Genomic DNA, 15,264 nt, shown 5'->3' on the forward strand with positions numbered 1-15,264 from the left:
ACGTGAAACTCGCAGATTCGTAGGTTCGTCGCAATAGTGAAATCGCGGCAAGCAGGCACGCACCAGTCAACCAAAGAGCGTCTCACGGTATCCCGAAATAGATTGCCCCAGAATGTTCCGAATATGATCCAAGAAGACTGCTTGATTGCACGGATCGCGTTTTGTGGCAAAAACTATCCGCGAAAACGACACGTCGCCTTGCCACCCGGGGGGACCAGGAATAGCATCACGGGGGTTATGAAATACCTTGCTCGCAAAAACCCGACCCTGCTCACCGCTTGGCTTTGCCTTGGCGTATCGCTTCTCTTTCCGAACAAGGAGTGCCGCGCTGAGCTACGTGCTTATCTCAGTGAAGCCCGACAATCCGGTCTGAATCAATTCGAAGCGGACCTGCTGTTTCGCGGCACGGATCAACAGGTCGGCGACGAAATCGAATACATCGAAATCGATCTCTCGCAATCGACGATCAACTCTGACCCGCTACTAAACTTCGCGCTGGTCCGATTCGATACAGCCAATCCGTTTGACGCATGGCGACAAGAGAGCTTTGGCCAAAACCCTGACGCCCTTTCCCGGTTGGTGATGGAGCCATTCTCGCCTCCCGGAACGCCCGTGTTCCCGATCGCAAACACCGATGCGTTTCGTGTCGGAACGTTTACGTTTGACTATGGAGATCTTCGCCTTCAAAGCGGCGATCTCGTAAAGCTTGACATCCGTGGGACCGATGACGACACCGGGGTGCGGACTACCGCAGTAGGAATACGGTCTGCTGGAATCTCCAAACTGCATGATCTCAGTTACACCGATCCGGCCGGAGATTTTCAATCAACGTTTGTTGTCAGCGCGATTCCAGAACCCAGAGGCGTGGCTTTCATCGCAATCACCGCACTCGGGATGGTCCTGCGTCGACGCAAGAATTAACGTTGCTGCAATTGCAACCTTCTTTCGTCTGATAGGTACCGCGGCCCCCAAAGTCTTATTCCTACTCGTACTCAGGGCGAAGCCCGGTACTCGTACTCCTACTCGAATCAACCGCCGACTTCAAAACCAAGTCCACCGGCGAACGGGAGGCGAGTACGAGTAAGAGTACCGCTGCGCTGAGTACGAGTACGAAGACGGAAAAAGAAACTCGGAGCGTACTCTTTCAATCCTTTCGCGACTGAGACCATAGCCATTCGATCGCGGCAGCAATGTCGGCTTGGTGGTCATCGTTGATCAGCCCGCCATGCCCGATCCCCTGCATCAAAACTCGACGTTTCGGTTCGGGCAAGCGATCAAACACGCTGTCTTGCTGAGTTACCGGTACCAATTCATCCAGTTCACTCTGCAACATCACCGATGCGACGCCAACCTTCGGTGCGGTGTGCAGTAAATTCAGTTCGTTGGGTAAACTTTCTGCGATAGCGTGCGCCAACTTCCCAAACGGATACCGATCAGCAACCCTCTTCACCGTGTCGATCAGCGGTGGAGGATTTCGCAGTACCAAACCTGAGACTCGATCACCGAACTCACCCGCCAAGTACGTCGCGGTCGTGCAACCGAGCGAGTTCCCGGTAAGCCAGACCTTCGTTTTTGTCAGATCGATCTGTTCGAGAAGATGCAGAAAGAATGGTGTTGCACGTTTTGCAAGATTGGCAAGTGAAGGGCGACCGCTCGATCGCCCATAGCCTGGAGCGTTCCAGGTACAGTGCCGAACATGCACTCCGCTAAGAATGCTTCCCGGCCAATCCGTCGCTCGCTCGGCTCGCCCAGCCGTTCCGGGAAATTTGACAACCAACAGATCCGGTGTCTGATCAGGCTGCAGATCGCCAACGAAGTATTCGTCTCGCTGACCATCCGATTCATAGAACCGACGCTGTTTGGTCCCAAAATCCAACTCGTTTTGCGAGGGCCGCAAAACGAATCGATCCAGTAGGCGACGTCGAAACGCGACGATCATACAGCCGAAATCCGGTAACGAGGTCGTTTCATAATCGATGGCTCCCAGGTGAACTCCCCACAATAGATTTTAGGAGAGAGGGAAACCGATGGGCGACCAGGGCGGTGCCGTAGTTCACAAGACTGATGTTCGCCCGCCAAATTGGCTAGGCGAATCGGCTGGGCGAAAAAACCGGTCGGCGTGTGCCGACCAAAACGGCAATCGCAGTCGTCTTAGGTGACCCGCTGGCCGGGCTGTGCGCCGTCATCGACGGATAGCATAAAGATGTCGCCGCCACCGGGGCCCGATGCACAGACCATACCTTCGCTAAGCCCGAATCGCATTTTGCGTGGCTTCAAGTTGGCAACCATAACGACCAATCGTCCGACAATCTTTTCGGGATCATAGGCAGACTTGATACCGGCGAAGACTTGGCGTGTTTCGTCGCCACCCAATCCGAGCGTCAGCTTCAGCAGTTTGTTCGCTTCGGGAACATGTTCGGCTGACAGGATACGAGCAACTCGCAAGTCGACTTTGACAAAATCATCGATCGTAATTTCTTCTTCGATCGGTTTGTCTTTGATCCATTGGTCTGAATCATTGAACTGCGTACCGGCAGCGGGTGCATCACTGTCCGCAGCGGCTTGCTCTTTTCCTTCTTCAATCATCTCAATTAAATCCTCAGGTTGAATACGTTCCATCATACGTTTGAATTTTTCGACCGACGTGCCTAGCAATGGCGTTTGGCTCTGGTCCCACGACGTGATCGAATCGTTAAGCAGGTTGGCGCACTTGTCTGCCAATGAAGGCAAGACTGGCGAAAGGTAAATCGCCAATTGACGGAACAAGTTCAGCGCGACCGTAACGACATCGCGAAGTTCATCTTGCCGCTCGGGATCTTTTTTCATCTCCCAAGGCTTCGCATGCTCGACATAGGGATTCGCCGCGTCGGCCAATTCCATGATCAGTCGCATAGCTCGGCTATAGTCACATGTCTCGTACGCTTGCGCGATATCCTTTCCAGCGGCAGCGGCTTTCTGGAAAAGCCCACCGTCATCGGGATAGGTTTCCGCCAGCCCGGTCATGCCGGCAAACTTTCCGACACGGCTTGCCAAGTTGACAACCTTGCCGACCAAGTCGCTGTTAACTTTATCGACGAACTCTTGAATTCCCAGATCCAAGTCTTCGACGCGAGGCGTCAGCTTTGTCGCATAGTAGTAGCGCAGATAGTCTGGCTCGGCGTGCTTTAAGTAAGTTTCGGCGGTGATCAACGTGCCTTTGGACTTACTCATCTTCTCACCATCGACGTTCAAGAAACCGTGGATGTGGACCTTCGTCGGCAGCTGGTATCCCGACGTGTGCAACATGCCCGGCCAGAACAGCGTGTGGAAATAGGTGATGTCTTTTCCGATGAAGTGATGAATCTCTGTTGATTCGCTTCGCCACCAATCATCAAACGCTTCGCCATTGATTTTGCACCATTGCTCCGTCGACGAGATATAACCGATTGGTGCATCGAACCAGACATACCAGTAGTTGCCTGGCGAATCCGGGATCTCGAACCCAAAGTATGGTGCTGGCCGACTGATGTCCCAGTCACGCAGTTCCTTGTCTTCGGCAAGGAAATAGCCTTTCAGGTAGTTCGCGGTTTCTTTTTGTAAGGCGTCCCCATTTTCGATCCAGTCCGACAGAAAACCACGAAGCTTTTCCAGTTGCACGAAAAGGTGAACCGCCGACCGAATTTCGGGTGTGGCACCACTAAGGGTACTGACCGGATCGATCAATTCGGTTGGTGAATAGGTTGCACCGCAAACACAATTGTCCCCGGGCTGATCTTTGTGACCGCTAACGGGACAGGTGCCTCGAACAAAGCGGTCCGCCAAGAACGTTTCCGCTTCGGGGTCGTATAGTTGCTCGATCGATTTTTCGGTGACCAGTCCCGCGTCACGAAGCGATTTCCAGATCAGATGACACTGACCACGGTTCTCTTCGCTGTGGGTGCTACCGTAGTGGTCAAATTGGACGTGAAAGCCATCGAAGTCACGCTGATGTTGGCCGCTCATATCGGCGATCAATTCTTCTTCGCTTCGGCCTTCTTTTTTAGCCCGAATCATGATCGCGGTGCCGTGCGTGTCGTCGGCACAGATATACACGCAGCGGTTGCCGATCAGCTTTTGAAACCGGACCCAAATATCCGTTTGGATGTACTCGACAAGGTGACCGATGTGGATCGGACCGTTCGCGTAGGGAAGGGCACTGGTGACGAGAATTTGTCGGGACATGGAAATTGATCGAGGTTTGTTTCGTGGTGTTTTCGAGCGGAAAACGATGCTAAAGCCGTTGTTGGAGCGTTGTAACGGGGTACGCTCCGGTCCAGATTTGCTATCAGACGTCGGAAACGCGGCAAATAAACATCAGCACCGCTGAAATGACAGGTGCGAATTGTACCGAACGTCGTGAAACTCGTAATCCCGCGTGTTTCACGCAGTTTCGCAAAGTCCGACCCCGGTTTGCCCTTGCCGCGATCGTGGGTCATCGTCGACAGTCCGACCGTCGCGGCAATGATTGCCGGACGGAACCGACGGACGCGAAACGGATTGCGCGTCTGACTTATCAGTCGATGGAGTGACAATGTTGGACTTCACTATGTTCGGTCGCCTCTATGGGGCGGCGGTCGCGGCGTTTGTCTTTTTTGTATCCAGCGTCACTGGGGTCGGAATCGCGACTGCCAAACCAGTGCTTCTCGCATTCAGCTCAGAACATTGTGGACATTGCAAAGCCATGGAACCGGCTTTGCGACAGATGGAACTCGGCGGCACCCCGATTCGTCACATCGACATCAATCGTGAAAGCGGCTTGGCTCAGCATTACGGTGTGCGACAAGTTCCAACTTTTGTCGTTCTGTCCGGCGGACGAGAATTAACTCGGCTCGTTGGCGCCCAATCTGTGGAAAAACTTCAACATGCTCTTCAAGCCGGTGCACGGACACTGTTGCCGGTCGAAGCTGTTGAAACCAACGTCCATCAAGGCCAACTTTTACAAAACCATATCGCTGCCCCCCAAGCAAAGGCCGCGGCGTTCTCCGCAGTCGGCGAACCGATGCCCAGCATGCAACGCGCCGAAGCTGTTGAGCGGGCACGGGCAGCAACCGTTCGACTACGCGTCAAAGACGGCCACGGATTCGGTGTCGGCACCGGTACCATCATCGATCGTCACGACGGCGAAGCCTTGGTACTGACCTGCGGGCACCTGTTTCGGGAAACCAAACTGCAATCGAACGTCGAAGTCGACTTGTTTATCGGCAATCAAGTTCGCACCGTTCCTGGTCAAGTGATCGACTACGACGCCGGTGATCGTGACATCGGGTTAGTCGCGATTCGCCCGGGTTGCGACGTCGCGGTTGCTCCGCTGATCAACGTCAACGAGATTCCTCAGAATGGCCAATCGGTTTTCAGCTTTGGCTGTGACCGAGGTGCAGATCCGTCACGGCGTGACACGTCGATTACCGGAGTTGACAAATACAACCCTCAAATCAACGCGTCGAACATCGAGATCGCCGGCGCACCGATCGACGGCCGCAGCGGTGGTGGCTTATTTGACGAACAAGGCCGCGTGATTGGGGTTTGCAACGCTGCGGACTACAACGATGACATCGGAATTTATACCGGTCCCCGAAGCATCGCTTGGCAGATGTCTCGCATCAACATGCAGCACCTGTGCAGCGGAAACGTAACCGGGAACCCGGCATCCGCAGTTGCCGCGATTCCAGCAACCGTCAATCAAGCCGCACCGCAAACACGACTCGCATCACTGCAGCAAAGCATGCCTGCTGGCGGAGTAACCGCAGCTGGAGCGACAGCGACGCAGGAAATGATTGTGATCATTCGTGACGCCAGCCAACCCAATGGTCAACGCGTCATCAATGTTCGTCAGCCCACTGCTGAGTTGCTAAACATGATCGAGCATAGTGCTGCTCGATGATTTGACTTCGATAAGGATTCGACTTCGATAAGCCACAAGCGGGCTGAAATAAGTCGGCTCGCTTGAGCATCCTGAAACATGGCTAGCGATATCGCGACCAATTTGCTGTCAACTCATCTCAGTCGAGCGATGCTTTTCCTGAAGTGGTGTTTGTCACACCGCCCACTTCGGGTATCTTTGGTTTCGATCTGAAGCACAAAGGCTTCTTGAAATCTGGACGGCCAGGGTAAAGGGAGAGCTCTACCGTTCAAGACCAGCGATGGAGATGCGCCATGCTTGTGCTTTCACGTCTTGAAGATCAGCGCGTGTTATTCCCCGAGATCGGGATCAGTATCTGTATTGTCCAAGCTCGAAAGGGCAGAACACGCCTGGGAATCGTTGCTCCCAAAACGATTCGCGTCGTCCGAAGTGAGCTACTTCCGGACTACCAACCGGCTGATTCGACTGCTGCTATTGATGGAACGGTTGGCAAAACGTCCCGGCAACAGATCGAAGAACAAATCGAATTGGCAACGGATCGTTTATCGCGTGCCCAAGCCGAACTCCAAGATGGCAATCAAGAAGACGCCCTCATCTTGATCGGACAATCGCTAGCGGAACTCGATCAACTACGCTCCCAGCTAACCCAATCGGAGCCGCAGTCCCAATCGTGGGAACAACCGCAGGGGGTTGCCGAAACCGCTGCATCGTACGATTCATCGACAAAGGCTCCCGCCCCGGTTTTGCCGCGGCGCATTATCGTGGTCAATCAAAATGACTCGAGCCGTGTTTCGCAATCCTTGCAAAAGCTGGGCTTCGAAATCGACCAAGTTGACGACGGATTTCACGCGTTCATCGAACTGTCACGATTTGAAAAAGCTGACGCGATCGTCTTTGATCAGGTTAGCGTCAGCCCCTCGGACCTGAGAATCATCCGCCAGTGCAGCCAACAGCCGAAAATCCCCGTGGTGATCATCGGCACCGGCAGCCAGCTCGATACGGACAGTGACAACGATCTGACGGTCCTGATCAATACCGACCACCCCGAATCGATCGTTTGGGAAGTAGAATCCATGGTCGAAAACAACATGACCTCTAGTCACTAGCCGAAAGTACGCCTGGCACACATTCAGTCCGGCAGCAAGCGGTTGGTAGAGGTTCGACGAACAGAACCGCAAACATCGCGACCGCAGTTGTTTTCAATGCTGGCGTTGGGCCAGCAAGATCCAACCTAGGGCGACGAATCGTTCGTAAACTCGGATAGCAATGCTAGCAACGATAGTGTGCTAAAGTCGATCTGGCGTTTTTTCAAGAAAAGCTTTAGCTTGAAACAGCTCGGCAACTACGTAGCTTTGCCGTAGTTGCTCTTTTCTTTTTAAAAAGCAACACGAAGGATCGTGATCATGTCAGCAGGCGAAAGGACTCCTAAATCCGAATTTCGGAAACGAAAAGACGGGCAGGCAACTGTTCCGGAACCGGTCTTGGCAACGATTCCGCTACAGGATCACCCGAACCCACACTTTCTGATCAGTCGGATGAGTGCGATCGGTGACACGATCCTCACACTTCCGGTTGCCTGTGCACTGCGCGATCGCTTTCCAGAATCAACGATCTCTTGGGTGGTCGAAGAAAAGTCCTCCCCGATGGTCCAACGTCATCGAGCCGTTGACAATGTGATCGTCCTGGAACGCGGCTGGTTTACCTCCCCCAAGCGATTGCGTGCGGCGCGGACGCAGCTGCGAGAGCTGAACGTCGATGTCTCGGTTGACTGCCAAGGCATGACAAAATCCAGCTTGGCGTGTTACCTATCCGGAGCGCCCCACCGCATCGGATACGCTGGGAAGCATGCACGAGAATTCAGCGGCTGGTTTTCCAACGTTCAAATCAATCCGGTCTTCCATCACCTGACCGACCGATCTTTAGAGCTACTGATTCCACTGGGAATCAACTCACCAGCGATTCGGTGGGATTTGCCAGTAGCCGATCCGGCCCGCGCTTGGGCGAGACGCTATCGATCAACCCTTTCGTCCGCAAAAGTTGCGATCCTGAATCCTGGCGCCACTTGGCACAGCAAACGCTGGTTGCCGGAGCGTTTCGGCGAAACCGCGCGTTACCTACGTGACCGATACGGCTACCAATCGATCGCCGTTTGGGGAACGCCGCTGGATCGTGCGATGGCAACCGACATCGTCTCGACCAGTCGCGGTGCCGCAATCCTCGCTCCAGAAACAGACTTGCAGCACTTGGCCGCAATGATCGAAACCGCTGACCTGTTTATCAGCAACGACACCGGCCCGCTGCACATGTCAGTCGCGGTGGGGACACAGACCATTGGCCTCTACGGTGCGACGCAACCGGGTGACAGCGGCCCTTACGGCCAAACCGCAATACAAAAAGCATACGAAACCGGCAGCTCTCGACAGCGCCGCAACGCGTCGAACGATGCGATGCGAGCCATCGAGGTTTCAGATGTATGCGACGCAATCGACAGAATCGAAGGTGAACGTCAAATGTTGGTCGCCGCGTGATGAATCAATCGCGCAAACCGCATGACGATTCGGTCGCCACCGTTCAACACCTCCGTGATGTCGTTGAACGGTTTGTCGCTGAACGTCACTGGCATTCATTTCACAATCCTAAAAACCTTTCGATGTCGTTGGCCATCGAAGCCGGTGAGCTGATGGAGCACTTCCAGTGGTTGACACTGGAAGAAGCGGCCTTGGTGAAAGACGATCCGCAGCGAAAACATGAGGTGGGTGAGGAACTGGCAGACTGCCTGTCCTACATTTTATCGATCGCCAACACGATGGAGATCGATATCACGACGACGCTTGAAGCGAAGATGATCCGCAACGCGGAAAAATACCCAGCGCCCAAAACCTAACACCTTTGCGTGCCAGAGGCAGTTTCCAGGATCACCAGTCGCAGCGATCCCATCAAATCTTGAACGTGTTGACCGCACCGTGATGAGCAGAGCAGTGGCAATGCCGTGGGCGATGTCAATTGATGATGCAAGAACGAGAACGGGGCAGCCAGTCGTTACATGCAAATTCGCATCGCGCTGACGATGCCCGATGGATTGCCAATAAACCCGAAATTCAAAAAGAGCCATCCTGATTCCGTTAAGCAAGTGCGTTGGCACTAACCAAGTACTGATGCACAAGGACTTTCAGATGTCTCCATTAGTGTTCAATTAGCGAAGATTAGTGGTTGGAAATTTTGGAACACTAATCTGCACTTATAGAACACTAATCGGAGTCGGTAACTGCAGCTCTATCCATTCGGCAGGTAGGAATTAAATTTTGCTCACGGCTTGCCCCTTACGATCACAGGTACTTGATGACCGCACCGTGATGAGCAGAGCAGTGGCAATGCCCGGGGGCGTTGCCAATTGACGATGCAAGAACGTGAACGGGGCAGCCAGTCGTTACATGCAAATTCGTATCGCGCTGATTATGATCGACGGGTTGTCGATACACCCGAAATCTTGGCACTAATCAAGTACGGATGCACAAGGACTTTCAGATGTATTCATTAGTGTTCAATTAGCGAAGATTAGTGGTTGGAAATTTTGGAACACTAATCTGCACTTATAGAACACTATTCGGAGTCGGCAGCCGCAGCTCTCTCCGTTCGGCAATCGCGTCAAACTCCACGATCCTGGCACTAAACGAACATTGCATCGATCGGTTATGCACGCTCAAGTTCCTTGCGTACATTTTCAGGCGTCGCGATTGTTCGTGGACGTGTGACCTTCCACGAAGCGATGATCGCCATCAACGAAAGGCAGATCGCGCCACCGACGATGTTCTGAACCTGCCACGCGGGTAGGCCGCGATCCAAGGCGGTAAACAGCGTGAACGCCCAATTGGTCACCTGCCAAACAGGATCGTAGTTGATCTGCTGATAATCGTAATAGTGAAGCTGGATCGAATAAGGCAGCAGCGCCGCCAACACGGCCACAACGACAAACGCGGCTAAACCGATTTCGGCACGCGCGTTATTGCGTAAACGCACGGCCCACATTAGTACGCGAACCACCACCAGATAGCTGACCACGTACGCCGCATACAACAGTCCCGGCGTACCGATATATCGAGTCAATTGGGCGATGCCGACGCCTCGGGCAATACCTGTCTTTGTGATCCACTGCACCGACAATTGCTGAATGAAGGTCAGCACGGCGATGCATGTGATCGTGAACACCGTTCCGGTTGCCGGTCCTGGCGTTAGCCAAGTGGTGAACAACCTCGCCAAGAAACTTTGTGGCAGTTCGCGACGAATCCGTGGCGTCATCGTATCGCGTTCGCTAACCATCATCGCGCCACAGATGGTCCAGATTGCCGCCAAGACGAACAGACTGATCAAGTAGACTGGGATTCCACGCTGTTTGAACAACAACAATGACGCGGCACTGATCACGACGCAAACGAACGTGAATGCCAACAGCGAAAGACGGATCGCGGTGGAACGATTCTCAGTTTCGGGAGTCAACTGAGCTGCCGTGGCGGTCAACATCAGGTTGATAGCGACAATCGCAAATGAAACCGTCGAAATGACAGCGAAGACGGACTCGGTACTCGTCAGTGGATTGCCATAAAAGATTAACCCGACCACCATCGCGCTGACACCGTACTCGGCCAAGATCAAAATCAAGATCAAGACGATCATCGTCATCACTCGGCCACCACGCCCTTTGGCAACCGGTGCGAAAAACAGCCCCAGTACCGTCAGCACCTGCCCGGCGACCGCGAGCGAGCCAAGGATCATCAGCGTTGTCGGAAAATCAACTCCGCGCAGCGAATAGGCGTATGCCAAGCATGGAAACAAAGTCACAAAGTACAACAGCATCTGAAGCGAAGCACTGGAAAGTTTCCCCAGGACGATCTGCCAAGGCGAAAGCGTCGTGATCGAAAGCAATTCCAGTGTGCCGTCATCAATCTCACTCTCGAGCGATCGATAGGCCGCCAAAGGAACGATCAACATCATTGGTAGCGCCAACACGGCGTAATAGCCGATCATCATTCGAGGCGCCGATGGCGATGTATAAATCTGTGGCATCATCGAAAGACTGCCAGCGACCGTCCAAGCGAGCGCCGCGAACAAGATCAGCGAAAACGTCACGACGAACTGACGACTTTTCAGCGACTGACGTGTTTCCTTGACCAAGATCGGATTGATTGCGTCGCCAAACCGTTCGCACCGTCGATCCAGTGCATCCAGCCATAGCGAAAACTTGCTTTCCGGAGCAGTGGGCTGATTAACTGCGACACTCATTGAACCAAACCCTCTGTCACTTGCAGGAAGACATCTTCCAAACTTTTCTTCCGCGCCGAAACCTCGGCGACCTGATAACCGGCGCCAACCAGATGGGTTACGATCGCGGCCTGATCGGCGAGTTCGCCGCTAAAGCCGAATCGCAACAATTGGCCATCAACGATCACAGAATCGATCGACACCTGTGGCTCCAATTGAGCCAGCGTGGCGGTGACTTCGTCCTGCCGATTGAGCACACGGATTGTTAGCTCCGCTTCATTCTGCATCTCTTTTTGTATGTCATCGACGTGGCCGGTTGCCAGCAGTTGGCCTTGTTCGATGATACCGACCGCGTCACACATCTCGGCAAGCTCGGTCAAGATGTGACTGCTAATCAAGATTGTCTTTCCACGGTCGGCCAGATCACGAATCATGCGCCGCAATTCGATCCTAGCGCGTGGGTCCAGACCTGCCGCGGGCTCGTCCAAAATCAGAACGGCAGGATCGTGAATGAGCGCCCGTCCTAAACAAAGACGCTGCTTCATGCCTTTGCTTAAACCGCGAATCGGCTTGTCGCTCATCTTTTCGGTGCCAGTGAAACCGATCACCCACTTCAAACGTTCGTTGCGTTCCCGACCGACCAAGCCATACGCGCGGGCAAAGAAATCGAGGTACTCGCGACAATTGACATCGCGATAGGTACCGAACGAGTCCGGCATGAATCCCAAGCGTTTGCGGACAAGTTCTGGATCATTGACCACGGAGAACCCATCAACGAAGGCATCGCCATAACTAGGCAGATCCAGCGTTGCCAAAATCCGCATCGATGTGGTTTTCCCTGCGCCATTGGGACCGATGTACCCAAACACCTGCCCACGTCCGACACTGAACGTGATGTCGTTGACGGCTTTCGTATCACCAAAGAACCGATGCAGACGCCGCAATTCAATACTGGGCGTGGATGATTCGTGAACGGCGGGAATGTTGCCTACATCAGTGCTGGCTTGTTCAATCGATTGACTCATGGCAATGTCCCCATCACGTAACGCACACTCTCGACCTGTTCGGCATCAGAAATCGGCACCACGTCATCAGAGATACTCGAAAGCCCGATGAAGGTTCCGTTTGGCAAATCGCCTTTGACGAATAGGTATTGATTGAGCCAGATTTCGAAAACGCCATCGACCGCCTGGGTTCCGCTGCCACTGATTTGACGATTGGCAAATAGCGAAAGGTCGCGCACCTTTTCCGAGCGGCGATTCTGACGTGATTGTGAGACAACCGCACCGACCGGACGATGCTGCGTATAAAGCCCTCCCAAAATCTTTGATGAAACGCGAACGTCTTCGACCCATTTCACAGTGGAAGTGCTGCCAGCTTGAACTCGATCGGCGTTCCAATAGCGACCGTCTGACGAACGAACCAAGACCTCCGTCAAATCAAATGGCAGGGTGCTGGTGATGTCTGCGAACTGCTGGTTGGGTGTCGCGCCACTGGAATCAAACGGCTTCAATTCGCCGAGTGTCAGCTTGCCAAGATCAGGACGGACTTGGTGCGTGACAAATTGCGTTTGCGTTCGCGAGGGCAAAAATCCGGACGAGAACTGCTGGTGATCCTCTTCGATTCGAACCTGCTGACGGACCTCGTTGACTTCACGATCAATATCTTCCCAAGCCGTATCCGCATTGGGATAAAGAAAGACCTCCGCGTCTTTATTGAACCGAATGCCTCCGGCTTGACTGATCCCAGCAAACGTTGTTGATCGCGTCCGTTCGGCAGCGTCGCCACTTTGCCCATCAACCCAAGTCAATTGGCGGACACGAACGACCGTCCCGAAACCATCTGCAAGGATGCTGTAGGTAAACATTGAAACGGTTGTCAGCAGAGCCAGCACTGGCGCGATCAGGAACATCAAGTGCGATCGATGACTGCGTGTCGTCCATCGATAGGCGATCGGGCCAACCAAGATTACGAACAGGGTCAAAATGCCCATGAAGGTATACACCGGCGGCTGGGCAACACCGGGAATCAACCAACGTTGATGGCGGCTGTCACCTAAGATCGGATCGACACCGCGTCGCAGCATCGGCGATGCATGAAAGCCGGTGATGTACTGGACAATTTCCGAAACCAAGGAGACCTGTGCTCCGGCTTGATCAGTGATCACAACCGTTCCGGCACCGGTCGACCGAAAGATCGAATTCGACCAAGAACGTTGCAGTTGCTCGATCACTTCTCTCGCTTCACCAGACCAGCGACGCAGGTCGCGTAGATCTGCAGGAGTCGTGTTCAAAGCAGTCGGTGGAATCCATCCACCGTTGGGCAAGCTAAATCTCATACTGGCCTGTGCGTTTGCCGCATTGGCCAATGCTTGCTGCGTCCATAGATCTGCTTGATCAACCAAACCGAGTGCAACCGCAAACTTAGGCTCGATGTTGGCGTTGTACTCTCTCTCACCGAACCACTCGGAAGTCATCTTGAGTCTTAGCTTATCGGCAATTTGGTTCTCGACTGAGTTTTCATCCCATGAAGTCGATTGCCCCAAACCTTCCGAATCGGTCACACAGATAAGAACGCCACCATTGAGCGTCCAGTATCGAATCGCGTCGATCACTTTCAACCAAACTTCTGGATCAACGCTTTGACTCTGAGGCGGCCCCTGCAGTAGCTTTGCATCCATCACGATGCAATCGAGCGGCTGAAGCAGACGCCAGTCTGTTGGCATGTCCTGTTCATTCAATCGTGTCACGACGCTTGCCGAATTGACGATGAAGTAGCCTGAGTCCATCGCTTGCTTCGGCGCCTGGTCGACGACACCCAAGTACCCAATATCACACCAAAACTCATGAGGCATCATATTGAACGGATTGCCTATGGATCGCTTCGGTATCGGGGCCCCGACATCGGACCTGTAGTTTGGTAGCGGGTCACCGTTTTCCAGCAGCTCGATTCGAAAGGTTTCACCGATCGTCCACTTCGAAAAAACCTCGTTGACCTCCATCACGTTCTTGCCTTGGTCAAACGTCACTGGAATTGTGATCGCGGTGGCGTTGTTGGCTGGCAGATGGATTTCCGTTGGGGTCAATCGAATGGCCAGCTTTCGCTGTGCTGACAATGGCCCGACGGTTGAATAGATCTTGGCCTGCAATCCGACGTTGCCGACGTCGAACAAATTGGTCAGTTCAATGGTCGCCGTCAGATTGGCCGTCGGTGTCGTCTTGCCGTTGACATCCGGCGCCGGCAACGTGACTCGCTTTTGTGCTAGCGCTTGCACCAGGTCAAGATTGATCCCTTGTGCCAGTGCTGGCGAACGGTCCAAAGCGAGCAGTGTCAGGCAGAGAGTCCAAATAAATAGCTTCATAGGCTTTCGATGCGGTGCTCGCTTTCGATGTAGTGCTAGGGGTTTCATCTCAATCGGCATCAAGAATCCGTCGGATCTCGAGGAGCCAGCAATTGCGGCGGAAGCTGGTCTCTGGCGAAAGGACTGCTTTCAACGTCGGACTTTTCGCGTCCGATGGGGTAGATGAGCAGGAACAGCCCAATCACTTGAATCCCCACCAGCGCCACCGTCGACTTCATCACCGCCAGGTCTCCTAGGGAGATGGCAGCCAATCGGGCGACCAAGAATTGCACTCCAATAAACATCAGTGCCACGCCGACCAAACGTGGAAACATCGACACCGACCAGCTGAGCAAAAAGAAGATGACAAAGAGCGCGAACGAGCTGAGCACAAACGCCAGGCCAATGGCAGCGGCCATCGCATAGTCACCGCCATCACCTGCGGCAGAAACGACCGCCGCGATCACCGCACAGACCGCGGTCAGAATCATCATCGATTGAAATGAGATCCGCGGCAGCAACCGGCTGGGCAAAACCGGCTCGGATTCCGATTGACGCCCGGGAGCTTGCGGCGATTCCATAAGCAGTCCAGCTATTTCGTCGTGGTGTCGTCAAAGTTGATAAGAAGATCGTCGAGGAGAATGCCGCATCGGCCACTGACAGTTTAGCGGGTTCGGTCAACCCTCTGTGTGGGTCGGCGGTTTGGGCAGCCTTTCTGGCAGCCTTTCTGAACAGCGAACCGTCCTGGCGGAAAACGGCGACGGAGCACATCACTGACCACCAACTTGCG

The 15,264-nt window shown here is 53.8% G+C and carries 11 protein-coding genes; 5 read left to right on the forward strand and 6 right to left on the reverse strand.

Annotated features, from left to right (window positions below):
• Positions 1-237 precede the first annotated feature (237 nt).
• Positions 238-921: a hypothetical protein gene (locus LOC67_RS08155; protein WP_230262074.1), complete on the forward strand. Its 684-nt coding sequence runs from the start codon at positions 238-240 to the stop codon at positions 919-921.
• 223 nt (positions 922-1,144) lie between these two features.
• On the opposite strand, the gene LOC67_RS08160 is transcribed toward LOC67_RS08155, so the two are convergent.
• Complete coding sequence (locus tag LOC67_RS08160) at positions 1,145-1,939, reverse strand: alpha/beta hydrolase (protein ID WP_230262075.1); 795 nt, start codon at positions 1,937-1,939, stop codon at positions 1,145-1,147.
• A gap of 212 nt (positions 1,940-2,151) precedes the next feature.
• Positions 2,152-4,200, reverse strand: coding sequence for a methionine--tRNA ligase (gene metG, locus LOC67_RS08165; protein ID WP_230262076.1), 2,049 nt, complete (start codon positions 4,198-4,200; stop codon positions 2,152-2,154).
• Between the two features lie 349 nt (positions 4,201-4,549).
• On the opposite strand from metG, the gene LOC67_RS08170 reads away from it, so the two are divergent.
• From LOC67_RS08170 to LOC67_RS08185, 4 genes are all read left to right on the forward strand, one after another.
• Complete coding sequence (locus LOC67_RS08170) at positions 4,550-5,899, forward strand: trypsin-like peptidase domain-containing protein (RefSeq protein WP_230262077.1); 1,350 nt, start codon at positions 4,550-4,552, stop codon at positions 5,897-5,899.
• Positions 5,900-6,171: 272 nt separating this feature from the next.
• Complete coding sequence (locus LOC67_RS08175) at positions 6,172-6,984, forward strand: carbon storage regulator (protein ID WP_230262078.1); 813 nt, start codon at positions 6,172-6,174, stop codon at positions 6,982-6,984.
• A 297-nt stretch (positions 6,985-7,281) separates the two neighbouring features.
• Positions 7,282-8,406 (forward strand): glycosyltransferase family 9 protein, encoded by a 1,125-nt coding sequence (locus LOC67_RS08180; protein ID WP_230262079.1) that lies wholly within the window; start codon positions 7,282-7,284, stop codon positions 8,404-8,406.
• Entirely contained in the window at positions 8,406-8,762 is a 357-nt protein-coding gene (locus LOC67_RS08185) for a nucleotide pyrophosphohydrolase (protein ID WP_230262081.1), read from the forward strand. The genes LOC67_RS08180 and LOC67_RS08185 overlap by 1 nt, the downstream gene beginning before the upstream one ends.
• 806 nt (positions 8,763-9,568) lie before the next feature.
• Here the strand turns inward: LOC67_RS08185 and LOC67_RS08190 are convergent.
• Genes LOC67_RS08190 through LOC67_RS08205 form a run of 4 tightly spaced genes read right to left on the reverse strand, consistent with a single transcriptional unit; the run spans position 9,569 to position 15,055 of the window.
• Positions 9,569-11,155: an ABC transporter permease gene (locus LOC67_RS08190; RefSeq protein ID WP_230262083.1), complete on the reverse strand. Its 1,587-nt coding sequence runs from the start codon at positions 11,153-11,155 to the stop codon at positions 9,569-9,571.
• Positions 11,152-12,159, reverse strand: coding sequence for an ABC transporter ATP-binding protein (locus LOC67_RS08195; RefSeq protein ID WP_230262084.1), 1,008 nt, complete (start codon positions 12,157-12,159; stop codon positions 11,152-11,154). The genes LOC67_RS08190 and LOC67_RS08195 overlap by 4 nt, the downstream gene beginning before the upstream one ends.
• The gene (locus LOC67_RS08200) at positions 12,156-14,495 is read right to left on the reverse strand and encodes a hypothetical protein (protein ID WP_230262087.1); all 2,340 of its coding nucleotides are present in this window, start codon (positions 14,493-14,495) and stop codon (positions 12,156-12,158) included. The genes LOC67_RS08195 and LOC67_RS08200 overlap by 4 nt, the downstream gene beginning before the upstream one ends.
• A gap of 59 nt (positions 14,496-14,554) precedes the next feature.
• Positions 14,555-15,055, reverse strand: a complete 501-nt coding sequence (locus LOC67_RS08205) for a hypothetical protein (RefSeq protein ID WP_230262088.1) — start codon at positions 15,053-15,055, stop codon at positions 14,555-14,557.
• Positions 15,056-15,264 lie beyond the last annotated feature (209 nt).

The organism is Stieleria sp. JC731 (genome assembly GCF_020966635.1).
In the GTDB taxonomy this organism is placed as follows: Bacteria; Planctomycetota; Planctomycetia; order Pirellulales; family Pirellulaceae; genus Stieleria.

Excerpts from the sequence above, each read along its gene's own strand:
- LOC67_RS08195 (WP_230262084.1), bottom strand. The coding sequence starts at position 12,159 with ATGAGTCAATCGATTGAACAAGCCAGCACTGATGTAGGCAACATTCCC.
- LOC67_RS08155 (WP_230262074.1), top strand. The coding sequence starts at position 238 with ATGAAATACCTTGCTCGCAAAAACCCGACCCTGCTCACCGCTTGGCTT.
- LOC67_RS08175 (WP_230262078.1), top strand. The coding sequence starts at position 6,172 with ATGCTTGTGCTTTCACGTCTTGAAGATCAGCGCGTGTTATTCCCCGAG.
- metG (WP_230262076.1), bottom strand. The coding sequence starts at position 4,200 with ATGTCCCGACAAATTCTCGTCACCAGTGCCCTTCCCTACGCGAACGGT.
- LOC67_RS08185 (WP_230262081.1), top strand. The coding sequence starts at position 8,406 with ATGAATCAATCGCGCAAACCGCATGACGATTCGGTCGCCACCGTTCAA.
- LOC67_RS08180 (WP_230262079.1), top strand. The coding sequence starts at position 7,282 with ATGTCAGCAGGCGAAAGGACTCCTAAATCCGAATTTCGGAAACGAAAA.
- LOC67_RS08190 (WP_230262083.1), bottom strand. The coding sequence starts at position 11,155 with ATGAGTGTCGCAGTTAATCAGCCCACTGCTCCGGAAAGCAAGTTTTCG.
- LOC67_RS08205 (WP_230262088.1), bottom strand. The coding sequence starts at position 15,055 with ATGGAATCGCCGCAAGCTCCCGGGCGTCAATCGGAATCCGAGCCGGTT.
- LOC67_RS08200 (WP_230262087.1), bottom strand. The coding sequence starts at position 14,495 with ATGAAGCTATTTATTTGGACTCTCTGCCTGACACTGCTCGCTTTGGAC.
- LOC67_RS08160 (WP_230262075.1), bottom strand. The coding sequence starts at position 1,939 with ATGATCGTCGCGTTTCGACGTCGCCTACTGGATCGATTCGTTTTGCGG.
- LOC67_RS08170 (WP_230262077.1), top strand. The coding sequence starts at position 4,550 with ATGTTGGACTTCACTATGTTCGGTCGCCTCTATGGGGCGGCGGTCGCG.